The sequence below is a fragment of the Kaustia mangrovi genome (genome assembly GCF_015482775.1).
In the GTDB taxonomy this organism is placed as follows: Bacteria; Pseudomonadota; Alphaproteobacteria; order Rhizobiales; family Im1; genus Kaustia; species Kaustia mangrovi.
On sequence record NZ_CP058214.1, the window covers coordinates 1528035 to 1551882 of the forward strand.

A 23848-nucleotide genomic window follows, 5' to 3' on the forward strand; every position below is an offset into this window, starting at 1 on the left:
TTTGAGCGAGCTTCGCGTCTATCTGAAGATCGAGTCCCTGCGCCGGCAGTTCGCGGCCTATATGGGATCGCCGACACGGGCCCGGGGCTATGTGCCGCTTGAGGGCATGCATTCCCTGATCGTGGAGATCGCCCCGGCGCTCGCCATCCACCGGGTCATCGACTACGCGCTCAAGCACGTGCCGGAGGCCGAGCCCGGCATGCTCTATGTGGAGCGGCAGTTCGGCATATTGGAGCTCCATTCCATGGACATGGCCGAGCTCGATGCGGCGGGCGGCGCGATCCTTCAGGGGATCGGCGCGAAGGCCACCGATCAGCTCAGGCCGCATGTCATGTATACCGACATCGTGGAGGACGTGACCGACCAGCATGCGGTGATCCTGAACCGCAACCGCGACGCCTCCATGATGCTGCCCGGCCAGTGCCTGCTTCTGGTGGAGATGATGCCGGCGCTGTTCGCCGCCGTGGCGGCCAACGAGGCGGAGAACGCCGCCCCCGGAATCACGCTCGTCGACTGCCAGATGATCGGCGCGTCGGGTCGCGTCTTCATCTCCGGCTCGCGCGCCGACTGCGAGACCGCCCGCGACCGCATCCGCGAGGTCCTGGAGGCCATCGAGGGGCGGGAGAAATAGCGTCCATGGCCCCCGACCAGGGGCCAGGCCGGCATCGGCAAGGCGGTCAGCGGCGGTCCCGGCAAAGGCCCGCTTGTCCCCACGAAGGCGGGGACCCAGGCTGGTTTCCCGCCGTCGCGGGAATGAGCGGACGGAAAGCCCGGTCAACCGAATCGCAATCCGCCCCGCCCCCCTCGTCATCCCCGCTCCTTCCCTCGTCATCCCCGCTCCTTCCCCTCGTCATCCCCGCGCAAGCGGGGATCCATATCTCTGCCGTTGCTCATGGATTCCCGCTTTCGCGGGAATGACGGACAGTGAGCGCCCCGGGGCAAGCCGGGCCGGCCGCCCCCTCGTCATCCGAAGCGGGAGAGATCGTCCTCGCACAGGCCGACCGTGCCGGCGGTGTAGCGGTGACCCTGAACCGCATCCGCGAAGTTCTGGAAGCCATCGAGGGACGGGAGCGGTAAGGCAGTCAGCAGCGGTCCCGGCAAAGGCCCGCCCGTCCCCGCGAAAGGCTGGATTCCCGCCTTCGCGGGAATGAGCGGACGGAAAACCCGGTCAACCGGATCGCAATCCGCCCCGCCCCCTCGTCATCCCCGCTCCTTCCCCTCGTCATCCCCGCGAAAGCGGGGATCCATATCTCTGCCGTTGTTCATGGAGTCCCGCTTCCGCGGGAATGACGGATAGTAAGCGCGCCCGGGGCGAACCGGGCCGGCCGCTCCCCGTCATCCGAAGCGGGAGAGGTAGTCCTCGCACAGGCCGACCGTGCCGGCGGTGTAGTCGACGCCCATGGACTGGGCGAGATCGGTCTCCGAATGGGAGCCGATCCAGGCGACGAGCAGCATCCGGCGCAGCATGACGAAGGTCGGGATCTCCGCGGCGTCCCCCTCCGGCAGATCGCGTTCGCGCCGATAGCCCCTCACCCAGGCCTCCATGAGCTCGGGCACATGGGGCTCGTGCTCGAAGAAGGACACCGCCGTCGCGGCGTCGTAGAGATACCAGGAGAAGCCGGAATCGTCGAAGTCGATGACCTTGACCTCATCGCCGTCGATCAGGAGGTTGGCGAGCCGCATGTCGCAATGGATGAGGCCGAAGCGGTCTGGCCCCTTGCCGAAGCGCTCCAACCGCCGGCCGATCGTCTCCACGGTGCGCGCGAACAGGGCCTCCTTGTCCGCGTCGAGCCCCATGCCGTCGCGCCAGCGCCCCCAATGGGGGTTCGCGCCGAGGCTCGTCTCGAAATCCCAGGTCAGCCGCTCGAAGCCCTCCGGACGGCGCCATGCGCGCGAATGCCGGTGCATGCGCGCGGTGACGCTCCCCAGGATCTCGAACTTGTCGGTGAGATGGTCGCTCTCCGACGGCTCGACCCCCTCCTCCCACTCGAACAGCACGACATTGCGCGCCTTCGGCAGGGCCGGGTGGCCGACCTCCTGGATCGCCGCCCCGTCGCGGCCCGGAACGGGCACGGGCGTCGCGACCACGCGGTCGGCCCTGAGCGCCTCCAGCCAGGCGAGCTCGGAGCGGATGGCGTTCGGCGAGTGATAGCCCTCGCGGTGCACGCGCAGCGCCCAGCGGCGCCCCGAGGCGGCATGGTCCACCTTGTAGGTGGCGTTCTCCGACAGGTTGACGAGCGAGACCTCCACCCCCTCCGGCAGGTCGTAACGCCCAAGCGCCGTCTCGGCCAGATCGTGCAACGATCTGAGCAGCGCCTCGTGCGACAAGGCAGCCGTATCCGTCATTCCTCCCCTCCCTGGCTTTTTCTTCTTGGATATGCGCTCAGGCGACCTCGGCCGCGGACGCGCCGGCCGCCACGCCGCTGCGGATCGTTGTCCGCGCACGGGTGCCATGGATCTCCGCACGCGCCTGGCCGATGGCCGTGTCGGTCCGGTTCAGGATCTCGTCGCACAGCTCGCGGTCGCACAGGAGCCCCGGCTTGAACTGCAGGGCGCGCGGGTCGAGCGCGGAATAGATCGCCCAGATGCCGTTCCGGTAGAGCGTGCGCATCACGTGGACGGCCCCTTCCGGATGGTCGAACTCCAGCCCCATGATCAGCCCGCGCTGGCGGATGCCGACGAAGAAGTCCGGATGGTTGGCCTGGATCTGGTTCAGCCCCTGGCGCAGATAGTGCGCGATGTAATGGCACTGGGAGCGCGTCTCGGGGCGCGCACAGATCTCCATCACCTTGTGGGCGGCGATGCAGCCGAGCTCGGCGCCGCCGAAGCTCGACATGTGCCCCCAGCCATCCTCGTGCAGCCAGGCGGCGGAGCGCTCGTTGGCGATCACCGCGGAGATCGGATAGATGCCGCCGGACAGCCCCTTGCCGGTCACGATCATGTCCGGCACGACGCCATAGGTGTCGATGCACCACATCTCGCCGGAGCGCATGAGACCGGTCTGCACCTCGTCGGCGATATAGAGCGTGCCGGTCTTCTCGCACCACTCCCTGATCGCCTTGAGATAGCCCTCGCGCGGCATGGGGAAGCCGTAGGTGGCAGGGATCGACTCGATGATCACGCAGGCCGCGTCCCCCTTCATGATCTCGCGCTCCATCGCGTCGAAATCGTTGAAGGGCACCTTGGTGACCTCGTCCTCGCTCGCCTCCGACAGGAACAGCTTGGAGAAGCGGTCGTCGCCGACCTTGACGGCGAGCCCCGTATGGCCGTGATAGCAGCGCTCCAGGCAGATGATGCGCCGGCGCTTGGTGGCGTGGCGCGCGCTCTTGAGCGCGATGTCGATGGCCTCGCCGCCGCCGGAGCCGTACATGGTGTATTGCAGCCCCTCCGGCGTGTGCCGGGCAAGCATCTCCGCGAGCTTGGTGCGCATCAGGGCGGGGAAGTGATGGTTGCCGATGTCGAAATGGTCCATCCCCTCCTTGACGGCGGCGATCACCTCCGGATTGCGGTGGCCGAGGCTGTAGACCCCGCCATTGAGATGGAGGTTGATCAGGCGCTTGCCGTCCATGTCGTGGAGGTAATAGCCCTCGCGCTTGTCGATCACGAGATCGACGCCGACGCGCTGCCATTCGAGCGTCTTGCCCGGATTCCAGTACTGAACCGTCTTGGCGATAAAGTCGTCTTTCGCCTTGCTCATGACATTGGCCGCCTTTCCTGCTTGTCATGGCAGGATAGGGAGTGCGCCGGCCCTTTGACTTGACATGATGGTGAGCCGAATTGACAGCTTGCCGGTTGGCGCAGGCTACGGATTGCAGTCAGGTTGGATCGGCTTGTCTTCCCGCTCATCCCGGCGAAAGCCGGGATCTCGGGGCAATGGGCAACAGATCCCGGCTTTCGCCGGGATGAGCGGTCTCTTCAGCTTGAGTGAAAACTGCGCAGAGGTGGGAAACCTCACCCGGTGCCGCTCGATTGGCCCCTACCCCAGGAGCTCGCGCGCCCGCGCGGCGATGCCGGCGGCGTCGAGCCGGTAATGGGCATAGAGCGCGGCGGGCGGCCCGACCGGGGCGAACTCGTCGGGCACGCCGTGCCGGGCAAAGGGCACGCGGTCGCAATCGACGAGGATTTCCGCCACCGCGCTGCCGAGCCCGCCGGTGACATTGTGCTCCTCAACGGTGAGGATCGCGCCCGTCTCCGCTGCCGCGGCGGCGACTGCCTCGCCATCGAGCGGGCTGATCGTGTGCATGTCGACCACGCGGGCGGAAATCCCGTCGGCGGCGAGGCGGTCCGCCGCCTGGAGCGCCGGATGCACCTCCGCGCCGGTGGCGATGATCGTGAGATCGGAGCCCTCGCGAAGCCTGATCGCCTTGCCGAAGGCGAAGCCGTCGGGCGCGCGCTCATAGACATCCGGGTCGCGGCCGCGACCGAGGCGCATATAGATGGCGCCCGGATGGTCGAGCGAGGCCGCGACGATCGTGCGCAGGAGCGTCGCGTCGGTCGCGGAGACGACCGTCAGCCCGGCGATGGTCCGCATCATGGAGAGATCCTCCAGCGCGTGATGGCTGGTGCCGTAGAACCCCATGGAGATGCCGGAATGATGCGCGACGAGCCGCACCGGCAGGTTCGGATAGGCGCAGTCTGTGCGGATCTGCTCGGCGGCGAGGATGCCGAGGAAGGAGGCAAACGTCGCCGCGAAGGGGATCTGGCCGCTCGCCGCCATGCCGGCCGCCGCCGTCACCATGTTCTTCTCCGCGATGCCGAAATCGAAGAAGCGGCCGGGATGGCGGTCCCTGAACTCCACGGTGCGGTTGGCCGAGGCGAGATCTGCGGTCAGGACGACGATGCGCTCGTCACGGTCGGCAAGGGCCGCCAGATCCTCGCCCAGCGTGAAGGCGGGCATGCTCTTCGCCGGCGTGCCCTTGACGGTCTGCGCGCGCTTGCCGCCGGTGAACAGCTCGCTCTGGTCCTGCGCGGAGGCGTTGTCCTTGGAGGGATCGGTCATCGCGAATGCTCCCATCGGGCGGGCTTCAGCCCGGCGTCGAGTTCGGCCATGACGGCGTCGTAATCCTCGTCGGAGAGATTGCCGACATGCCAGTTGAGGGCGCCTTCCATCATCGCCACGCCGCGCCCCTTCACCGTATCGGCGACGATGGCCTGCGGGCGGCCCTCGCCGGCCTCGGGCAGGCCGTCGAGAACGGAAAGGATCTGGCCGAAATCGTGGCCGTCTATGCGGTGGACCTCCCAGCCGAAGCCGGCAAACCGGTCCTCCAGCGGCTCCACCGACATCACCTCTTCCGTGTGGCCGTCGATGCACAGGCCGTTGCGGTCGACGATGGCCACTAGGGCGCCGAGCCGGAAATGGGCCGCCGACATGGCGGCTTCCCAGATCTGGCCCTCCGCCAGCTCCCCGTCGCCCAGCATGACATGGACGCGGTAGCCGCGCCCCTGCACCCGGCCGGCGAGCGCCATGCCGACGCCGACGGACAGGCCGTGGCCGAGCGAGCCGGAGGAGAAGTCGATGCCCGGCACCTTCTTCATGTCGGGATGGTCGCCGAAGGGGCTGCCGAGCCGGGTGTAATTGTCGAGCAGCGCGGAGTCGAAATAGCCGAGATCGGCAAGCACCGGATAGAGCCCGATGGCGGCGTGCCCCTTGGACAGCACGAAGCGGTCGCGGTCGGGCCATTTGGGCTCGGCCGGATTGATCCGCATATGGGCGTAGTAGAGCGCGGCGAAGAGCTCGGCGGCCGAGAAGGTGCTCGAATAGTGGCCCGCGCCGGCGATGCGCGACAGGCGCACCGTCTCCTTGCGCACGAAGCGTGCCCGGTCGGCGAGATAGTCGTGGGAGACATTGCGCCCCCGCGCCCGCTTGCCGGTTTCCGGGGCCGTCGGCCGGTCGGTCATGTCGGTATCCTCCTCCTTGTCGGGGCCGGGCGTCACGGGAAAGCCCGCGCGACTGCCTCCAGCGCCTTCCCGGTCGCCTTGAGCGCGATCTCGATATCGTCCTCGGTATGCGCGGCCGACAGGAACATGTTGTGCCAGGGATGCAGATAGACGCCGTGCCTCAGCGCGGTGACGGCGAACAGGTCGCCGCGCTCGAGCTTCGGGTCGTCGTCGAACAGCATCAGGGGAAGCTGCGCGGGCCCGGTCTGGCGCAGCCCCACGCCCAGCGCGTCGGCCTGCGCCTGGATGCCCTCGCGCAGCAGCGTCCCCATGCGCGCCATATGGGCCACCGCATCGCCATCGCCGAGCTTCGCGAGCGTCGCGGCGGCCGCCGCCATGGGAACCGGGCCGCACCAGAAGGACCCGGTGACGAAGATCTGCCGGGCGGCGTCGCGCATCCGGTCGTTGCCGGTCACCGCCGCGATGGGGTAGCCGTTGCCGAGCGCCTTGCTCCAGGCGGCGAGATCCGGGCGCACGCCGAGCGGCTCCCAGCTCCCGCCGGGATGGAGGCGGAAGCCCGCGCGCACATCGTCGAGGATGAGGGCGGCGTCGTGGCTGTCGGCGAGCGCGCGCGCCGCCCCGGCGAACTCCCGCGTCGGCATCTCCTGGTCCACCCGCCCGTCGTGCCGGAAGGCGGAGACGAGAATGCCGGCGAGATCCTCGCCTGCCGCCTCCGCCGCGGCCTTGAGCGAGGCGACGTCGTTATAGGTGTAGTAGATGAGATGGGCGCGGTCCTCCGCCGTCGTCCCGGCGGGCCACGGCGTGCACCACGGCGCGGAGCCGTGATAGGCGCCCCGCGCGACGAGGACCTTGCGGCGCCCGCCATGCGCCCGTGCGATGGTCACGCAGGCCGTGGTGGCGTCCGTCCCGTTCTTGGCGAACAGCGCCCAGTCGGCCGCCGGCACCGTGTCGACCATCAGCTCGGCGAGCTCCACGAGGATCTCGCCCGGCCCGTTGGCGATCCCCATGCGGGCGCGCTGGGCGTCGGCCGCCGCCTCGACGTCCGGGTCGCCATAGCCGAGGATCATCGGCCCGTAGGAGCACATGAAGTCGACATATTCGTTGCCGTCGACATCGCGCAGCCGCGTGCCCTTCGCCCCGGCGAAGAACTGGGGATAGCCGTGCGGCAGCCGCCGGGCGTCCATATGGCCCCACATGCCGCCCGGAATGACCTTCCGGGCGCGGTCGCGAAGGGCGGTGTCGCGCGGCAGCGGGCGGGCGTCGTTGCGCAGTGTGTCCGGCGGATTGTGCATGGGCTCTCGTCTTGCAGGTGGAACGGCCTCCGTCAGGCAGCGCCATCATGCAGCAGCCGGGACTTGACAGGTTTTGCAAATTGCGAAGTCTTTTTGTTCTGGCACGAGATCGAGAGAGGCCGCCGGATCGCCCCATGACATTTGCCGTGGACAAGACGGAGCTCATTCCGCCAGAGGAGCGCGTCACCCCGAGGCTCAGGCGCATCGGCGTGTGCATCTCGCCCAACATGTCGCTGTCCTCGGTGCTGCTGGCCTGCGAGCCGCTGCGCTCGGTGAACCGCTTCTACCAGCAGCCCGCCTACGAGATCGTCTTTGTGGGGCTCACCCGCGAGCCGGTGGCCAGCGGCATCGGCATCCGGGTCGAACCCGCCCGCACCTTCGACGAGGACGACGAGTTCGACATGGTCGTCATCGCCTCCGCCTACGACCAGGCCGCCGCCTACAAGAAGCCGCTGCACCGCTTCCTGCGCCGGCATGCGCGCCGCGGCGTCGATCTGTGCGGGGTCGATTTCGGCGCCGTCTTCATGGCCGAGGCGGGACTGCTCGACGGCCACCGCGCGACCACGCACTGGGAGGTCATGCCCGCGGTGACGGACCGGTTTCCGCGCGTCTCCTTCTGCGACGACGTCTATGTGATCGACCGCAAGAGGCTGACCTGCGGCGGGCATCTGGCCTGCAACGACCTGTTCCTCGCCGTGGTCGAGCGCCAGCAGGGCGCGAAGATCGCGCGCTTCGTCGCCGCCGACATCATCTACGGCACCGCGCGCCCCGGCGACACGCGCCAGAGCAATCCGCTGAGCTGGGACCCGACGATCCGCAACCCGCATCTGCGCCACGCCATCGACCTGATGGAGGAGAATATCGAGACGCCGTTGCCGATCCCGGAGATCGCCCGCGAGATCGGCGTCTCCGCGCGCCAGCTCCAGCAGCTCAGCCGGCAGCATTTCGGCGAGACGCTCTCCAACCGCTATCTCGACATCCGGCTGAACGCGGCACGCCACATGCTCATGTATTCCGACATGGCGATCACCGAGATCGTGGCCGCCACCGGCTTCGCCTCCGCCTCCACCTTCAGCCGGGCGTTCCGCAAGCGGTTCAAGACGACGGCACGCGCCTATCGCCGGGCCTTCATCTCGCGCATGGCACGGCCCTATTTCATCGAAGGGCGCTGAGGCGGCGCGGCCCGGGCTTCTCATTTCGTCAAAACAATAGCGTCCTGTGCACAATTCCTCCCGTGCCCTCTATGCATACTTTCAGCCGGCCGCCTGTCGGGGGAAGGCGGCAAGAACGACACCAAAGACAGGGACGAGGGACTTTAGGGAGACATCAATGGCACCGGAAATCCGCAGAAGACTAAGGCCGGGCTCTGCTCTCGGCCTTCTGGCCGCGGCGGCCGTGACAACGCTTGCGCTTGCCGTGCCCTCCCAGGCGCAGGCACAGGGCGACACCATCGTCATCGCCCGCGACACCGACTTCAACACGCTCGATCCGAGCCGGTCCTGGTGCGATAGCTGCCAGATCTATCTGACCGCCGTCTACGACCAGCTCGTGCGCATCGGCAAGGACAACGAGACGCTCGAACCCCGGCTCGCCAGCGAGTGGAGCGTCTCCGACGACGGCAAGACCTACAGCTTCACGCTCGACCCGAAGGCGACCTTCTCCGACGGCTCACCGGTCGAGGCTGGGGATATCGCCTTCAGCCTGATGCGGCTGAAGAACCTGAAGGCCGGCGCGTCCTTCCTCGCCGACGGCATCGAGTCCATCGACACGCCGGATGCCAAGACCGTCGTGGTCCATCTCGCAGCCCCCGATCCGGAGTTCCTCGGCAAGGTGAGCTCGCCCTATGGCGCGATCGTGAACGCCGATCTCGTCAAGGAGCATGGCGGCACGGCCGGTCCGGACGCCGACAAGACCGACCAGGGCGAGGCCTGGCTCCTGGAGAACTCAGCCGGCAGCGGGGCCTACGTCCTCAAGAGCTACCGCCCGGACGACGAGCTGCGGCTGGCCGCCAATCCCAATTACTGGCGCGAGGCGCCGGCGGCCGACGCCATCGTGATGCGCGAGGTGCAGGACGCCGTCTCCCAGATGCAGATGCTGCAGTCCGGCGGCGCCGACATCGCCATGCAGATCGACCCGGACACCGCCGAAACCGTCGGCTCGCCGGATGTGGTGACGGAGCTCGTGCCCTCCTTCAACTTCGTCTATATCGCGCTGTCGCCGGGCGCGAAGGACCTCGAGGTGCCGCTCGGCCCCAAGGTGCGCGAGGCCATCGGCCTTGCCATCGACTATGACGGGCTCCTGGAGGTGACCACCGGCGGCGCCGCCGACCTGATCGCCTCGCCGGTCCCGACGGGCTTTCCCGGCACCAAGGACCTGCCCATGCCCGCCCAGGACGTGGACAAGGCCAAGGCGCTGCTCGCCGAGGCCGGCCTCGGCGACGGCTTCACGCTGGTCGCGGCCTATCCGGAGACCAACATCTACGGCGTCGACCTCACCATCATGATGCAGAAGGTCCAGCAGGACCTCGCCAAGGTGAATATCGACGTCAAGCTCGAGCCGGTGACCTTCGCGGTCTGGCGCGAGCGCGTGGGCGGCGACCACATTCCGCTGACCGCGGTCTATTACGCGCCCGACTATTACGGCAGCGGCCAGTATGCGAACTATTTCGGCATGGTGCCGGGAAGCCCCTGGTACGGCCGCGCCGGCGGCGAGAATGCCGAGGGGCTGGCCAATGGCCGAATGGCGGAGCTGCTGGAAGAGGTGCGCACCGCCGCGCCGGAGGACGCCGCGGAGCTCTATCACGAGATGGCGCTGGAGATGATCGCCGACCGCGTCATCATTCCGCTCGTCAATCCCAAGCTGGTGCTCGCCTACCGGAAGGGCATCGACGGCGTGCGCTATGCGGTATGCTGCAACCTGCCGCTCGAAGAGCTCTCGAAGCAGTGACCCCGTGGCCCGGCACGTCCCCATGACCGGGGGCCGTGCCGGCCACCCTCGACGCCGGACAGCATGACCCAGTATCTTCTTCGCCGCCTCCTTGCCATGCCGCTCCTGCTCCTGGGCGTGGCGACCATGGCCTTCCTCCTGAGCAACTTCGTCAAGGGGGATCCGCTCGCCTCGATCCTCAACGAGCGCCAGATGGACAATCCGCAGGTCGTGGCGGCGGCGAAGGCCCGCTGGGGCCTGGACAAGCCCATACCGGAGCGCTACGCGATCTATCTGGCGAACCTCGCCCACGGCGATCTCGGCGTGTCCTTCCGCACCAAGCGGCCGGTCATGCGCGACCTGCTCGACCGTCTGCCGGCCACGCTCGAACTGGTCTTCGCCGCCATGGTCTTCGGCAGCGTCGCCGGTACCGCCATCGGCGTCGTCGCAGCCCACTGGCGCAACGGGCCGATCGATCACGGGGCGCGGCTCGTCGCCCTCATCGGCTCGTCCGTTCCGGTCTTCTGGTCGAGCCTGATCGCGCTTTACATCTTCTCCGTCAAGCTCGCCTGGGTGCCGGGCCCGGGCCGGCTGGACGCAGCACTCGCCGCGCCGCCGCCGGTGACCGGCCTCTACACGGTCGACGCCCTCATTGCGGGCGACTGGGGGACATTCCTCAACGCGCTGTCCTATCTCGTCCTGCCCGCCATCATGCTCGGCTGGGCGGTGATGGGCATCATCTCGCGCATGATCCGCGCGAGCATGCTCGACGTCATGCAGCAGGACTTCATCATGACCGCCAGGGCCAAGGGCGCGGGCACCTGGCGCATCCTGCTGCGCCACGCCCTGCGCAACGCCATGGTGCCGGCGCTGACCATCATCGGCTTCTCCTTCGCCTATCTGGTCACCGGGGCGATCCTGACGGAGACCGTCTTCAGCTGGCCGGGCATCGGCTCCTATGCGGTGAACGCCGCGCGCTCGCTCGACCATCCCGCCATCATCGGGGTGACCCTCCTCGGCGCGCTCGCCTTCCTCGTCGCCAATCTCGCGACCGACATCGCCTATGTCTTCGCCAATCCCCGCATCAGGCTGAGCTGACATGGCCGCGACCTCCGCATACCGCCTGCGCTTGCGCACCCCGGCCTTTCTGGGCACGGCGCTGCCGATGGCGCTGGGGCTCGCCTTCATCGCCTTCTGGGTCGCCGCCGCGCTCACCGTGCAGTTCTGGCCGCTCGACCCGCCGCTCGACATGGTTGCAGGCCGCCTCAAGCCGCCGAGCGCGGAGCATTGGCTCGGCACCGACGCGCTCGGCCGGGACGTCCTGTCGCGCACGCTCCACGGGGCGAGCTTCTCCATTCCCATCGCCATTGTGGTGGTGCTCGCCGCCGCCCTCATCGGCGGCCTTCTGGGGGCGGTCTCGGGCTTCTTCGGCGGGCTTGCCGGGGCCGCGGTCATGCGGCTCGTCGACATCACGCTGGCCTTCCCGCCGATCCTGCTCGCCATGGCGGTCGCCGCCTCGCTCGGCCCGGGGCTGGAGAATGCCGCCATCGCCATGATCGTGGTGTGGTGGCCGCTCTATGCCCGGCTGATGCGCGCCCAGGTGCTGGAGGTGCGCGAGCGCGAGCATGTGGAGGCCGCCATGGCCGCCGGCGCCGGGCCGCTGCGCGTGCTGTTCCTGCATGTGCTGCCGCTGTGCTGGACGCCCGTGCTCGTCAACGCGACCATGGATTTCGGGCAGGTGGTCCTGCTCGCCGCCAGCCTGAGCTTCATCGGGCTCGGCGCGACCCCGCCGACGCCGGAATGGGGCGCGATGATCGCCGACGGCGCGAAATACTTCTATCACTGGTGGATCGCCTTCGGCCCGGGGCTGGCGATCCTTCTGGTGGTGCTCGGCTTCAACTTCGTGGGCGACGGTCTGCGCGACCTGCTCGACCCCCGCACCGATTGAGCGACCGTGACCGAAGATCCGCTTCTGAAGATCCGTGACCTCTCCGTCGCCTTCCGCACCTCGCTCGGCGCGGCGGAGGCGGTGAGCGGCGTCGACCTCGACCTGGCCGACGGCGAGGTTCTGGGGCTCGTCGGCGAGAGCGGCTCCGGCAAGAGCGTCGCCATGAAGGCGATCATGGGGCTCCTGCCGCCGCGCGCGGAGACGACGGGCGCGGTCCATTTCCGCGGCCGCGACCTCCTGCAGACCAGCGAGCGCGAGATGCGCCGGCTGCGTGGCGGGCGCATCGCCATGGTGTTCCAGGATCCGCTGACCGCCTTCAACCCGGTGGTGACGATCGGCGACCAGATCGCGGAGATGATCCGCCTGCACGACAGGTCCATGTCGAACGCCCGGCTGAAGGACCGGATCGTGGAGCTTCTGGAACTGGTCTCGATCCCGGAGGCCGGCGCCCGCGCCGGCGCCTATCCGCACGAGCTGTCCGGCGGCATGCGCCAGCGCGCCATGATCGCCATGGCGCTCGCCAACGACCCGGAACTGCTGATCGCCGACGAGCCGACGACCGCGCTCGACGTCACAGTGCAGGCGCAGATCCTCGATGTGCTGCGCGACCTCCAGACGCGGCTCGGCATCGGGCTCGCCCTCGTCACGCACGATCTCGGCGTGGTGGCCGGCATGGCCGACCGCGTCGCGGTCATGTATGCCGGCCGGATCGTGGAGCAGGCACCCGTCGACACGCTGTTCGCCGATCCGCGCCATCCCTATACGCGCGGCCTCATCGCCGCGGTGCCCCGGCTCGACCGGACGGAGGAACGCCTGACCGGCATCGAGGGCACGCCGCCGTCGCTGCTCTCCCGGCCCTCCGGTTGCGCCTTCGCGCCGCGCTGCCCGATGGCCGCCCGGCAGTGTCGCGAGGTCCGGCCCGCCCTCGAACCGGCGGGGCATTCGCTCGCGGCCTGCCATTTCGCCGACGGGCCGCCAGCACACGCCCCCGCCCACACCGAGGAGACGCCGCGATGACCGCGCCCTCCCCCATTCTCTCCGTGCAGGGGCTCGTCAAGGAGTTCCCGGTGGGCCGCAGGCTCCTGACCAACAGGCCGCTCGCCCTCCTGCGCGCGGTCGACGGCGTGTCCTTCGACATGGCCCGGGGCGAGACCTTCGGCCTCGTCGGGGAGTCGGGCTGCGGCAAGTCCACGCTCGGCCGGTGCATCCTGCGCCTCGTCCAGCCGGAGGCCGGCGAGATCCGCTTCGGCGGCCGCGACATCTCGGCGATCTCGGGGGCGGAGCTCAGGGCGCTGCGGCGCAAGCTGCAGATCGTCTTCCAGGACCCTTACGCCTCGCTCCACCCGCGCATGCGCATCGGCCGCATATTGAGCGAGCCGCTCATCCTGGCCGGCATGCCCGCGGCCGAGCGCCGCGCGCGGGTGGCGGAACTCCTGCGGCTCGTCAGCCTCGACCCCGAGCATGCCGCGCGCTACCCCCACGAGATGTCCGGCGGCCAGCGCCAGCGCGTCGGCATCGCCCGCGCGCTCGCGCTCGATCCGGAGATCGTGGTGCTCGACGAGCCCGTCTCCGCGCTCGACGTGTCGATCCAGGCGGGCGTGCTGAACCTGCTCGACGAGCTGAAGGACCGGCTGGGGCTGACCTATCTGTTCATCGCCCACGACCTGTCGGTGGTCCGCCATCTGTGCGACCGCGTGGGCGTGATGTATCTCGGCAGGATCGTGGAGGTCGCCGACGTCGCCTCGCTCTATACCGCGCCGCGGCACCCCTATACGCAGGCCCTCCTGTCGGCGGCCCCGCTTCCCGACCCGCCGCGCGAGCGCGCGCGCCGGCACATCGTGCTGAAGGGCGACCTGCCGAGCCCGATGGCCCCGCCGTCGGGCTGCCGCTTCCGCACGCGATGCTGGAAGGCGCAAGCGATCTGCGCGCAAGAAGACCCCCCGCTCGCCGATCACGGGAACGGCCACCGTGCCGCCTGCCACTTCCCCGAGACCGGCACGCCGACAGCGGGCGAATGAGCGGCGCGGCCCCCGTCCCTCAGGCGGGACCGGCCTCGGGATCGGCCCTGGCCCGGTCCGCATCGACAAGGCGGACCATGTAGTCGTAGACGGCGCGGCGCTGTTCGGCTTCCTCGATGAACTTGTGCCCGCGCTCCCGCAGGCCCTGATAGACGACATCGGTGTATACCGACTGCAGCGTGTAGTCGTTCAGCCGCCCCTGGTCATGGGCGAGACGGCCGGCCATAGCCTGATACACCGTGCCCGTCCGCCCGTGCCCGTGCGCGCACGACATATAGAGCCGCCCGTCGGGCCGGTCTTGCCTCATCTGCGAAAGCTGCGCGTCGATGGTGGGCACGATGTCCTCCAGCTCGTTGGCGGAGAGGGCCTGACCGTCCTCCACGGGAATGTACAGGACGCGCAGGGGCCGGGCCTTGCCGGGGTCGTCATGCGGGGTGAAGGTGAAGTCCCTGTAGCGGTGCTGCCCGGCGGTGCCCTCCCCGCCGGCACGGATGGACCCCGCCTGCGAGGACACGGTTTCTCCGGGCGCCGGCCAGACGGTGCCCGTATCCGCGATCTCATCATCCCGCCGCAGCTCCGCGAACAGCACGACATCCTGCTCCGAAATCAGCCGCATCGTCCGGTCGACCGCACTGTCGGCGGGCCTCTGCGCCGCCGTCTTCCCCAGAAAGGTCAGCCGCGGCCCGGCGATCCCCAGATCCTTGTCAAAGAACGTCACCTGATGGGCCGGCGTTTCCGTGCCGTCCGACAGCTCGACTCTGTTGCCGGAATAGGTCCAGACGCTGATCCGCTTACCTGGATTGCCGGGGTCGTTCGGATCGCTGACCATCTTGAACTTGGCGGGCTCTCTGTCGTATGCGCTCTTGGCGTTAACACCCTTGATCACCGCCAGGGCATCGGCAGGACTGTCATTGACGGTCTTCCAATTGATGAAGTTGTCGCCCTCCGTCTTCGATTTCCAGCGCTCGGGTATTTCCCACTTCGGCGGCGCATCGGGCCGCCCCGGCACGACCTCCCAGTCGGTCCGCCCCGCACGGCGCTCCACCAGTAGCGGCAGAGACAGGGGGGTCATCCCCCCTCCCTTGCGCTCCATGACCTCGTAAACATCGCGCCCGGCGGAGCGATGGCGCGGCTTGACGTAACAGTTGACATGGCCATCCCCGCAGCGCACCCGAGCGACCTTGTCGCCGCGATAGTTGATGAGCCCGGAGCTCTCGAGTCTGCCCTGCATGGGCGGAGCGAGGCTGACCCGATACCGCTCCAGCTCCGAACGCACGTCCTGCATCGCGGCGGGCGCGCCCATCCTGCGCGACGGCCCGGGGCTGTGCTCCCCGAACACGCGGCGCTCGGCGGCGCCCCCGGCCGACGGCCCGGCTCTCCCCTGCGCATGCGATGCGCGCGGCGCCACCCGGTTCGGCGGGGGGCTGGGTCGTTGGCCGGCGGCAAGCCCCGGCCGACATTGAATGTGGATGGGAACTCGTTCGACATGGCTGACCTCTCTCTCCTGCGGCATCGAACCGGAGGAAGGCCAGCCTGCAAGGCCGGGACGCGAGCACGAAATCGGTTCATCTTATGGGTATGCGAACGGACCTGCCCGCTACAGGGCACGGGCCGGACATCGACGGTCGAACGCGCCGCCCGGTCCTGCAGCCCAAGCGGCCCGTGCGGCCGGGTCCCGTGCGTGCTCATTGCCATGTGTACCCCGCAACGCAAAAGCCGATATGGAAGCCATCCGGCTCTCGCCCTAGACTGGGCGCACGATGACCCGACTTCCCCCTCTCAAGAGCCTTCAGGCATTCGACGCGGCCGCGCGCCATCTGAGCTTCAAGCGCGCGGCGGAGGAGCTGAACGTCACCCCGACGGCGATCAGCCACCGCATCCGCACGCTGGAGGAGCATCTGGGCCACAGGCTGTTCCACCGCCTGACGCGGGCGATACGGCTGACGGCGGCGGGCGAGGCCTATGCGCCGTCTGTCCGCGAGGGGTTCGCCCGGCTGGAGGCCGCCTCCGACGCCCTCGGCCAGACGGCGGAGGCGGGCGAGCTCGTCGTCACCACGACGATGTCGTTCGCCACCAAATGGCTGACGCCGCGTCTTCACCGCTTCGCCGAACGCCACCCCGACATCACGGTGCGCGTGCTGGCGACCGACCAGCCCCTCGACTTCGGCCGGCACAATGTCGACCTCGCGATCCGGTACGGCCATGACGACCTGCTGGGCGAAAAGGGCGACCTCTTCGTCGCCTGGGTGCTGACCGACCGCGCCGTCCCGGTCTGCGCGCCCGCCTTCCCCGTCACGCGCGACGGAGAGCCGACGCCGGCGGAGATCGCCGCAAGCCCGCTCATCCATTACGAATGGGACGGCCGGTCCGGGCGCGACCCCGGCTGGCGGGCATGGTTCGAGGCCGCCGGCATCGCACCCGACGGGGACATTCCCGCAAGCGCCGTCTACAGCGACGAGCATATGTGCGTTCAGGCGGCCATCGACGGCCACGGAATAGCGCTTGCCGGGCTGATCGCCGCCGCCGGCGATATCGAGGCCGGGCGGCTGGTCCCGCTCGGCGACATCTCGCTGAAGAGCAAGAGCTACGTCCTGGTCTGTCCGGCGCACCGCGCCGAGCTCCCCAGACATGCGGCGTTTCGCGAATGGCTGCTGGAGGAGGCCGACCGGTTCCGCGAGACGGCGGTCGGCCGCCTCCTCGAGCATCGGCAAGGTCCGGACGACGGCTGAAACCAGATCATCTATCGCCCGAGGAAACCTCGTTTGTCGCGCCCTGCCCTCTTCCGGGATAGTCCGCCCACGACTGTCTCGGAGGAAAGGCAAGCACATGACGACCCTGCTGCATATCGACGCCAGCGCCCGCACGGAGCGCTCCCTCACCCGCCGGCTGAGCGCCGCCTTCGTCGCGGAATGGCGGCGCCATCGCCCGTCGGACACGGTCATCCGGCGCGATGTCGGCGCCAATCCGCCGCCCGCGACGACGCAGGACTGGATCGCGGCCGCCTTCACGGATCCGGCGGAGCGCGACGACGCGCAACGCGACGCGCTGGCGCTGTCGGACGAACTGATCGACGAGCTGGAGCGGGCGGATATCCTCATCCTCGCCACGCCCATGTACAATTACGGCATGCCGACGGCCCTCAAGGGATGGGTCGACCAGGTGATCCGGGTCAACCGGACCTTCTCCTTCGACCTGGCGCGCGGCGACTTCCCGCTCCGCCCGATCCTGTCCGGCAAGACGCTGGTCCTGCTGACCTCCGCCGGCGAGTTCGGTTTCGCCGAAGGCGGCATCCGCGAGGAGATGAACCATCTCGACACGCATATCCGGGCGATACGCCACTATCTGGGCGTCGCGGCGGACCATCACATCGCCATGGAGTACCAGGAATTCGCCGATGCGCGCCACGAGCAGTCCGTGGAGCGGGCCCACGCCGCGGTCCCGGAGCTCGTCCGCACCCTCCAGGGCGGGACCGCCACGGCCCAGGCCGGGATGAGCCCGTCCAAAGCATCTCTTCGCGGTTGAGGTGCCGTCAGGGGCGTTGACGGACAGGCGTCGGGGCCTGCCATTCGAGAGACCCCGGCAGGCTCCGCGCCATCCTCGCCGCGCCCTGTCCGGCCGCGGTCACCGCCTGGCGGCCAGCACGGCCGCGAGGCCCTCCCGCAGATCCTTGACGAAATACTCCGGAACCTCCAGCGAGGGGAAATGCCCGCCGGCTTCGGGCGTCGTCCATCGCACGATCCGCCGGTACCGCTCCTGTGCCCAGGGGCGCGGACACTTCTCGATGTCGCGGGGATAGATGCTGATTGCCGACGGGACATCGACCCGAAGGTCGGGGTCGAGCGCGTTCACGCCGCCGTGGCTCTCGTAGTAGATGCGGGCCGCCGACGCGCCGGTCCGCGTCAGCCAGTAGAGCGTGACGTCGTCGAGAAGGCGATCCCTGGAGACCGTCTCGAACGGGCTGTCCTCGGTATCCGTCCACTCGGCGAACTTGTCGAGGATCCAGGCAAGCAGCCCGACGGGCGAGTCGACGAGGGCGTAGCCGATGGTCTGCGGGCGGGTCGCCTGCTGCTTCGCATAGGTTGCGCGGCGGCTCCAGAAGTCGCGGGTGTCGTCGGCCCATTGGCGCTCGTCCGCCGTCAGCCCGTCCATTGTCATGTCCGGCGGCGCCTGCGCGAGCACGGTGTGGATGCCGAGAACGCGATCCGGATACCGGCCGGCAAGCACCGTGGTGATCACGCCGCCCCAGTCGCCGCCATGGGCTGCGAATTTGCGGTAGCCGAGCCGTCCCATCAGCTCCACCCATGCGGCCGCGATCCGTCCGATTCCCCATCCGGTGGTCGCCGGCCTGTCGCTGTAGCCGAAGCCCGGCAGAGACGGGGCCACGACGTGGAAGGCCGGCGCATCCGGATCCTGCGGATCCGCCAGCTCGTCGACGACATGGGCGAACTCGGCGATGCTGCCCGGCCAGCCATGCGTCAGGATCAGGGGCGTGGCGTCCGCGCGGGCGGATCGCCGGTGCAGGAAGTGGATCCCCAGACCGTCGATGGTCGTGCGGAACTGGCCGATCCGGTTCAGGCGCGCCTCGAACGAACGCCAGTCGTACCCGGTGCGCCAGTAGTCCACGACATCGACGAGGTCGGCAAGGGGAACGCCCTGGTCCCATCGGTGCGGGTCGGGCGCGGCGCGCCGGACCGTCTCGGCCTCCGGCAGCCGCGCCATGGCCAGCCGCGCGCGAAGATCGTCGAGATCGGCGTCGGATGCGTGGGCTTCGAAGGCCTGAACCTCGCTGGTCGGATGGGTCATGAAATGCCTCCGCCCGAGTGGGCTGTCGCAATGACAACGCCACAATCGGCGGCGGTCGCTGCGTCGGTGACGAACCGGTGTGTGGGCATGGGACCTCCTGATCGTCGTGGGTTCCTGATCGTCGTGGGTTCCTGATCGTCGTGGTTTCGGCCCGGATCCTTTGTGAACCGTCTAAGATGGTTCTAACATATCTTGATGCCGACGGGCAACCTGCTAAGGTGGTTCCATGAAAGACCGGTTCCCCGACTTCCGTCTCGGCAGCGTGCTGGCGACCAGCTTCACGGCGACCCTGACGGAGCGCCGCGGCAACGCTGTGGAACGCATTCCCACGCCGGACCGGCTCATCGACTGGCTGGCGGTGAACGGCTTGGCCGTGGAGTCCTGCACCGCCGCCCAGCTCGAACGCGCCCGGGAGCTGAGGGAAGCGATTCACGCCGCCGCGACAGCAGCCGCGATGCGCGAGGCTCTCCCGGCATCTGCCATCCGGATCATCAATGACTGCAGCATTCAGGGCCGGGCGGCGGCCATCCTGACGCCCGAGGGCAAGCGGCAATGGCGGCTCGGTTCCGCATCCCGCGTGGAAGATGCGCTCGGCGTGATCGCCGCCGACGCCATCGACATCGTCTCGGGCGAACGCGACGGAAGGCTGGCCCTGTGCGCGTCGCCAACCTGCCGGGCCGCCTTCTTCGACACCAGCCAGAGCCGCACCCGCAAATGGTGCGACATGAACACATGCGGGAACCGTCAAAAGAAAGCACGCTTCATGGCCAACAAACGCAGGCAACCCGGCCCTGCGGCGTGACCGTTGTTCCCGGCGCCTCCGGATCGCTCCCCGGACACAAGGCCGATATCGCTCAAACGGTCACGACCACCTTGCCGAGCTGCGCGTTCGACTCCAGGAAGCGATGCGCCTCGACGATCCGGTCGAAGGCAAAGGTCCGGGCGATGACGGGCCTGAGAGCGCCCGACTCCAGGCCCTCGAGGATGAAGGCCTTGGCAGCCGCCAGCCGCGCCCGGTCGCCGACGATCTCATGGACGAGGTAGCCGCGCAGCGTCAGGCTCAACCGCGGTGATGACAACGGCATCCTCGCGGTTGAGCCTGGCGATATCGATCAGGGCGTCATAGGCGGTAAGATAGGGCATCCAGACGGCCGCCGCGGCTTCCCAGCCGAGGGACGGCGGGTGCCTGACGACCAGCTCGGCGGGAAAGGTGGCGAGCTCGCCATAGGCCGGCCAGCGGACCATCGATATCGGCGGCACCACGCTGACCGCGTCGCCCGGCGCGAGACCGTCCACGCCCTCGCCCACCGTTTCCACGACGCCGGCGGCCTCGAGACCCAGGCCGGACGGGAATGTCGGCGTCTCGATATAGGTGCCTCTGCGCAGCAGGACCTCGGCCCGGTTCAGCCCCAGATCAATGACACCAGCGCGGACTTCATCTCCATCGAATCGGCGCAGCCGAAGCTCGATCTGGGGATTCTCAAGGACATATCGGACGACAAGGTCGTGATCCTGGGCGTGCTCGATCTCGGCACGACAGAATTCGACAGGCTCTGGAATACCTCCCTCCCGAGCGGATCATGCCCGCGCCCGATTGCGGGATGAAATATCTGGAGCGGGATGCCGCCTTCGGAAAACTGTCGGCGCTCAGCCAAGGCGCATTGCTTGTGCGTCAGGAGTTGACGGGCCGGGTGTGGGCCTGCAGCAGATCGCCGGCATCTTCTTCGGTTTCGCGCTCCCGGCCCCGGACGCCTTCAGCGGCCTGGGATCGGCGACCGCCATGCCGCCGGACCTCGCTCGCCAGTTTGTAGAACCCGCATCGCCGATCCCGCGCTTGCGGCACAGATCCTGCGCCGGCACGCTCGCCCGGTGCTCCTACGGGATGCCTACGATCTGCGCCTGGCTGGAACGGCTTTTCTTCATCGTCCTGTCTCCTCAAGTGGAGAACGGGCCAACCTCAAACCGAGGGCGTTTCAGAGGAGCAAGTCAATTGCATTGTCACTTTGTCCCAGAGCCGGACAGTCCCGAGCACGCCAGAGCAAGGCGAATTGTTTTGTGGTTGTGAAGATTGTGCCTTAAGTTTCCGTCATGGAAATACGGATTGGACGCCTCATGTGAAAGCAGTTCCACAGGTTCGAAGCAGCGCTTATCTTCCATTCGTCGCGTTTCTCGAATCCGCCGGTGTGCCGGTTGAGCGGGATCCTGAGGGGGCGCTGATTTCGGCGGTCGCGCACAGGGACAAAGAGGCCCTGGTGCCTGTCCATCTCGCGCATGCCTTCCTGGAACGCGGCGCGCGCCTGTTGGGCCACGAAGATTTCGGGGTCCTGGTCGGCACCGGGATGAGGATTGAAGAACTCGGCGCCTTCGGTCGAAACCTGTGCCGGTCACTGACCCTGCATGATGCGCTGAACAAGTTTCCTTCCCAGTATTCCCTTTACAGCTCCGCCGAACGGATTTGGTGGGTACGCGAAAATGACGTCGCCTATTTCCTCCATTCCTACACATTCGAAACGGGGCACGGCAGCTGCTACGCCCGCCATTGCGCGCTGTTGCTGATGCGCGACTTGATCCGACTATCGGCCGGCCCCCTCTGGCAACCCGAACTGTTGCTGACTACGGAACCCGGGGATACATCCTTGCTGCGAGACGCATTCGGAGACCCGGTCATTCGCCGCTCGAAAGTCAGTGGTATTGCCTTTCCCGCATCGCTGTTGAGCATTCCTCTGGACCAGGATCGCCGCAAGCGCCTTGAAAGGATCGATCCGGACGCGTTCGATGGCACAATCCCGAGCGACGACTTTGTCGGATCGCTTTGTCAGGTGATCGCGACGCTCATGCCGGAGGGAAAATGCAGCCTCGACCAGGCGGCGCCGACGCTTGGCATGCATCCGCGGACCTTACAGCGGCGTCTCTCCAAAGTCGGTCAGGATTATTCCGCGATCCTGTCGCAGGTGCGCTTCGAGAAGGCTCTGCGCCTGATGGCCGATCCCACGCTTCGTATCTGCGATATCGCGCTCGAGCTTGGATTTCAGGATGCCTCCAATTTCTCGCGGTCATTTCGGAAGTGGACCGGCACCCGGCCCACGGCATTTCGCAGGTCCAATTAAACAAATTACTCAAACGTGTCGCAAAATGACGAGTTATCTACCACCGCCTGATCTATACTTCTACCTGGCACCCAGGTGACCAGGAGGCTTCAATGCTTTACAAAACTGCACCTTTCAGCGCTGGACTCGCGCTGCTGATCGCTAGTTTTTCCATTACCTCTGCCCATGCTCAAACATCGGTATCGATCACTACGCCGGAAAGCGTGAAAACCCGGATCGGCACATTGTCGTTCGACAACGGCACGCCAAGTGCTGAAACCTCTACTGCAATCTACGACAATCTGGATTTCACTTACGCGTTCCGTGCCTTCACCGACACGTTCCGGGGTGTAAGCATCGAGGCCATCCGTCAGGGCTTCGAAAGCGCCGGCATCAAGGACAATGAGTTCGTGATCTTTTCGGAGTTGATGGATTCGGCGTCGATCTTTCTGACGGCCAATGCCGATACCGTCTACTATCTCAGCTTCCTCGATCTTTCGGACGGCCCCATGGTGTTCGAGTCGCCGCCGGGCGCGCTCGGCACCATCGACGATATGTGGTTCCGCTGGGTCATCGATTTCGGCCGGCCGGGACCCGACCGTGGGGAGGGCGGCAAGTATCTGCTGGTGGGACCCGGCTATGACGGCTTCCTGCCAGAGGGTGAGTTCAATGTCGCCCATTCCAGGACCAACCGTGTCGTGGTCCTCGGTCGTTCCTTCCTGCAAGACAACGATCCAGCGCCCGTCGTCAAGCAAATCAAGGAAACCACCAAGGTGTACCCCTATGCGCCGGGTGGCGTCGGCATGCCGATCGCCCGCTTCCTCGAGGGCGGCACCAAGCTGGGCAGGAATGCCGAACCGAAGACGCCTGTTTTCCACGAAGGCACCGGCCTGGCATTCAACACGGTTCCGCCGAACGACTACAGCTATTACGAGATGCTGAACGATCTGGTCCAGGCCGAACCCGCGACAACGCTCGACCCCGAGCTTATGGGCCCGATCGCCGCCATCGGCATCAGGAAGGGACAGGATTTCGCCCCCGATGAGCGGATGAAGAACATTCTGACCGAAGCGGTTGCGCTCGCCAATGCATCCGGCCGGACTCTCGGTTTCGACCCCCGCGATCCGAGCTGGCACTATTACGAGAACTCGCAGTGGTTCAATCCGCTTTTCGCCGGCGGGTACAAGTTCGAGACACCGATACCCGAAATTACGGCAGATGGCGCCAAGCCCTACCCGCCCACCGGCTACCGCCAGAACAGCGGGCGGACGTCGTTCTTTTACCTTGCGACCGGAATCACGCCGGCGATGGCGATGCGGCTGACCGGTGTCGGCTCGCAATATCTGCTCGCGTCCAAGGATTCTGACGGGAACTATTTCGACGGCGCGAGAACCTACAAGGTGACGTTGCCCAAGGACATCCCGGCAGAGGCATTTTGGTCGTTCACCCTCTATGACAACCAGACCCGTTCGATGCTGGTGACACCGCAGAAATATCCTCGCGCCGGCAGCCAGAGCTATCCCTCTCCGGCCGCCATTGCGGCTGACGATGGCACCACCACGGTCTGGATGTCGCCGGAGCAGCCGGATGGCGTCGACCGCGGCAACTGGGTCCAGACCGATCCTGAGAAGGGCTGGTTCATCATCCTGCGCCTCTACAGCCCGCTTCCGTCGTTCTTCGACAAGAGCTGGCGTGCCGGCGAGATCGAAGTGGTGAACAACTGAAACTAAACACAACGGGCGACAGCCGCCTTCGTGCGCACCTCCGATACCCCGCATTGTGCTGTCGCCCGACCGCTAGCGGAACTGCCAGCCGATCCTGCTCTCCGGCCTCCAGACCGGTCCTCTCGGCGGGGATCGGGGGCCGGGTCAGGGGTCA

19 protein-coding genes and 1 pseudogene are annotated in these 23848 nt (G+C 67.5%); 12 read left to right on the top strand and 8 right to left on the bottom strand.

The genetic code is table 11. The features are described from left to right. Window position 1 precedes the first annotated feature (1 nt). Window positions 2-631, top strand: a complete 630-nt coding sequence (locus HW532_RS07190; RefSeq protein ID WP_213163740.1) for a hypothetical protein — start codon at window positions 2-4, stop codon at window positions 629-631. A gap of 704 nt (window positions 632-1335) precedes the next feature. Here HW532_RS07190 and HW532_RS07195 read toward each other — a convergent pair. From HW532_RS07195 to HW532_RS07215, 5 genes are all read right to left on the bottom strand, one after another. Further along, on the bottom strand, window positions 1336-2346 hold the full coding sequence (locus tag HW532_RS07195; protein WP_213163741.1) for a phosphotransferase enzyme family protein: 1011 nt from the start codon (window positions 2344-2346) through the stop codon (window positions 1336-1338). Window positions 2347-2383: 37 nt separating this feature from the next. Then, entirely contained in the window at window positions 2384-3697 is a 1314-nt protein-coding gene (locus HW532_RS07200; protein ID WP_213163742.1) for a class-III pyridoxal-phosphate-dependent aminotransferase, read from the bottom strand. Window positions 3698-3976: 279 nt separating this feature from the next. After that, window positions 3977-4999 carry a transketolase family protein gene (locus tag HW532_RS07205; protein WP_213163743.1) on the bottom strand — a complete coding sequence of 341 codons (1023 nt, stop codon included), beginning with the start codon at window positions 4997-4999 and terminating at the stop codon, window positions 3977-3979. Further along, window positions 4996-5898, bottom strand: a complete 903-nt coding sequence (locus HW532_RS07210; RefSeq protein ID WP_213163744.1) for a transketolase — start codon at window positions 5896-5898, stop codon at window positions 4996-4998. Before HW532_RS07210 ends, HW532_RS07205 begins: the two co-directional genes overlap by 4 nt. A 32-nt stretch (window positions 5899-5930) precedes the next feature. After that, complete coding sequence (locus HW532_RS07215) at window positions 5931-7190, bottom strand: aminotransferase class III-fold pyridoxal phosphate-dependent enzyme (protein WP_213163745.1); 1260 nt, start codon at window positions 7188-7190, stop codon at window positions 5931-5933. Between the two features lie 134 nt (window positions 7191-7324). On the opposite strand from HW532_RS07215, the gene HW532_RS07220 reads away from it, so the two are divergent. The 6 genes from HW532_RS07220 (at window position 7325) to HW532_RS07245 (ending at window position 14081) form a co-directional block, all read left to right on the top strand. After that, window positions 7325-8362: a GlxA family transcriptional regulator gene (locus HW532_RS07220; RefSeq protein WP_213163746.1), complete on the top strand. Its 1038-nt coding sequence runs from the start codon at window positions 7325-7327 to the stop codon at window positions 8360-8362. Window positions 8363-8585: 223 nt separating this feature from the next. Then, window positions 8586-10136, top strand: coding sequence for an ABC transporter substrate-binding protein (locus tag HW532_RS07225; RefSeq protein WP_246479645.1), 1551 nt, complete (start codon window positions 8586-8588; stop codon window positions 10134-10136). Between the two features lie 63 nt (window positions 10137-10199). Continuing rightward, window positions 10200-11213 (top strand): ABC transporter permease, encoded by a 1014-nt coding sequence (locus HW532_RS07230; protein ID WP_213163748.1) that lies wholly within the window; start codon window positions 10200-10202, stop codon window positions 11211-11213. A 1-nt stretch (window position 11214) separates the two neighbouring features. Next, a complete protein-coding gene (locus tag HW532_RS07235) occupies window positions 11215-12063 on the top strand; it encodes an ABC transporter permease (RefSeq protein WP_213163749.1) in 849 nt (282 codons plus the stop codon). Between the two features lie 6 nt (window positions 12064-12069). Continuing rightward, window positions 12070-13080 carry an ABC transporter ATP-binding protein gene (locus HW532_RS07240; RefSeq protein WP_213163750.1) on the top strand — a complete coding sequence of 337 codons (1011 nt, stop codon included), beginning with the start codon at window positions 12070-12072 and terminating at the stop codon, window positions 13078-13080. After that, a complete protein-coding gene (locus tag HW532_RS07245; protein WP_213163751.1) occupies window positions 13077-14081 on the top strand; it encodes an ABC transporter ATP-binding protein in 1005 nt (334 codons plus the stop codon). Before HW532_RS07240 ends, HW532_RS07245 begins: the two co-directional genes overlap by 4 nt. A 19-nt stretch (window positions 14082-14100) precedes the next feature. Here the strand turns inward: HW532_RS07245 and HW532_RS07250 are convergent, their stop codons facing one another. Beyond that, window positions 14101-15420: a protein-tyrosine phosphatase family protein gene (locus HW532_RS07250; RefSeq protein WP_213163752.1), complete on the bottom strand. Its 1320-nt coding sequence runs from the start codon at window positions 15418-15420 to the stop codon at window positions 14101-14103. Between the two features lie 421 nt (window positions 15421-15841). Here HW532_RS07250 and gcvA point away from each other — a divergent pair, with 421 nt between their 5' ends. Together gcvA and HW532_RS07260 are read left to right on the top strand one after the other, a co-directional pair. Then, window positions 15842-16810, top strand: coding sequence for a transcriptional regulator GcvA (gcvA, locus tag HW532_RS07255; protein WP_213163753.1), 969 nt, complete (start codon window positions 15842-15844; stop codon window positions 16808-16810). Between the two features lie 97 nt (window positions 16811-16907). Next, window positions 16908-17603 carry an FMN-dependent NADH-azoreductase gene (locus HW532_RS07260; protein WP_213163754.1) on the top strand — a complete coding sequence of 232 codons (696 nt, stop codon included), beginning with the start codon at window positions 16908-16910 and terminating at the stop codon, window positions 17601-17603. A gap of 99 nt (window positions 17604-17702) precedes the next feature. Here HW532_RS07260 and HW532_RS07265 read toward each other — a convergent pair whose 3' ends face one another. Beyond that, window positions 17703-18884, bottom strand: a complete 1182-nt coding sequence (locus HW532_RS07265; RefSeq protein ID WP_213163755.1) for an epoxide hydrolase family protein — start codon at window positions 18882-18884, stop codon at window positions 17703-17705. A 226-nt stretch (window positions 18885-19110) separates the two neighbouring features. Between HW532_RS07265 and HW532_RS07270 the strand changes: the two genes are divergently transcribed. Next, window positions 19111-19686, top strand: a complete 576-nt coding sequence (locus tag HW532_RS07270) for a CGNR zinc finger domain-containing protein (RefSeq protein WP_213163756.1) — start codon at window positions 19111-19113, stop codon at window positions 19684-19686. 52 nt (window positions 19687-19738) lie between these two features. On the opposite strand, the pseudogene HW532_RS07275 reads toward HW532_RS07270, so the two are convergent. Continuing rightward, a pseudogene (locus HW532_RS07275) lies at window positions 19739-20354 on the bottom strand (zinc-binding dehydrogenase). A 644-nt stretch (window positions 20355-20998) separates the two neighbouring features. On the opposite strand from HW532_RS07275, the gene HW532_RS07280 reads away from it, so the two are divergent. Beyond that, the gene (locus HW532_RS07280) at window positions 20999-21991 is read left to right on the top strand and encodes a helix-turn-helix domain-containing protein (protein ID WP_213163757.1); all 993 of its coding nucleotides are present in this window, start codon (window positions 20999-21001) and stop codon (window positions 21989-21991) included. 92 nt (window positions 21992-22083) lie between these two features. Next, a complete protein-coding gene (locus HW532_RS07285; protein ID WP_213163758.1) occupies window positions 22084-23694 on the top strand; it encodes a DUF1254 domain-containing protein in 1611 nt (536 codons plus the stop codon). Window positions 23695-23848: the final 154 nt, after the last annotated feature.

What these genes read in the sequence shown, in the direction of transcription:
- HW532_RS07195 (WP_213163741.1), bottom strand. Translation starts at nt 2,346, where the DNA reads ATGACGGATACGGCTGCCTTGTCGCACGAGGCGCTGCTCAGATCGTTG.
- HW532_RS07200 (WP_213163742.1), bottom strand. Translation starts at nt 3,697, where the DNA reads ATGAGCAAGGCGAAAGACGACTTTATCGCCAAGACGGTTCAGTACTGG.
- HW532_RS07205 (WP_213163743.1), bottom strand. Translation starts at nt 4,999, where the DNA reads ATGACCGATCCCTCCAAGGACAACGCCTCCGCGCAGGACCAGAGCGAG.
- HW532_RS07210 (WP_213163744.1), bottom strand. Translation starts at nt 5,898, where the DNA reads ATGACCGACCGGCCGACGGCCCCGGAAACCGGCAAGCGGGCGCGGGGG.
- HW532_RS07215 (WP_213163745.1), bottom strand. Translation starts at nt 7,190, where the DNA reads ATGCACAATCCGCCGGACACACTGCGCAACGACGCCCGCCCGCTGCCG.
- HW532_RS07220 (WP_213163746.1), top strand. Translation starts at nt 7,325, where the DNA reads ATGACATTTGCCGTGGACAAGACGGAGCTCATTCCGCCAGAGGAGCGC.
- HW532_RS07230 (WP_213163748.1), top strand. Translation starts at nt 10,200, where the DNA reads ATGACCCAGTATCTTCTTCGCCGCCTCCTTGCCATGCCGCTCCTGCTC.
- HW532_RS07235 (WP_213163749.1), top strand. Translation starts at nt 11,215, where the DNA reads ATGGCCGCGACCTCCGCATACCGCCTGCGCTTGCGCACCCCGGCCTTT.
- HW532_RS07245 (WP_213163751.1), top strand. Translation starts at nt 13,077, where the DNA reads ATGACCGCGCCCTCCCCCATTCTCTCCGTGCAGGGGCTCGTCAAGGAG.
- gcvA (WP_213163753.1), top strand. Translation starts at nt 15,842, where the DNA reads ATGACCCGACTTCCCCCTCTCAAGAGCCTTCAGGCATTCGACGCGGCC.
- HW532_RS07260 (WP_213163754.1), top strand. Translation starts at nt 16,908, where the DNA reads ATGACGACCCTGCTGCATATCGACGCCAGCGCCCGCACGGAGCGCTCC.
- HW532_RS07265 (WP_213163755.1), bottom strand. Translation starts at nt 18,884, where the DNA reads ATGACCCATCCGACCAGCGAGGTTCAGGCCTTCGAAGCCCACGCATCC.
- HW532_RS07270 (WP_213163756.1), top strand. Translation starts at nt 19,111, where the DNA reads ATGAAAGACCGGTTCCCCGACTTCCGTCTCGGCAGCGTGCTGGCGACC.
- HW532_RS07285 (WP_213163758.1), top strand. Translation starts at nt 22,084, where the DNA reads ATGCTTTACAAAACTGCACCTTTCAGCGCTGGACTCGCGCTGCTGATC.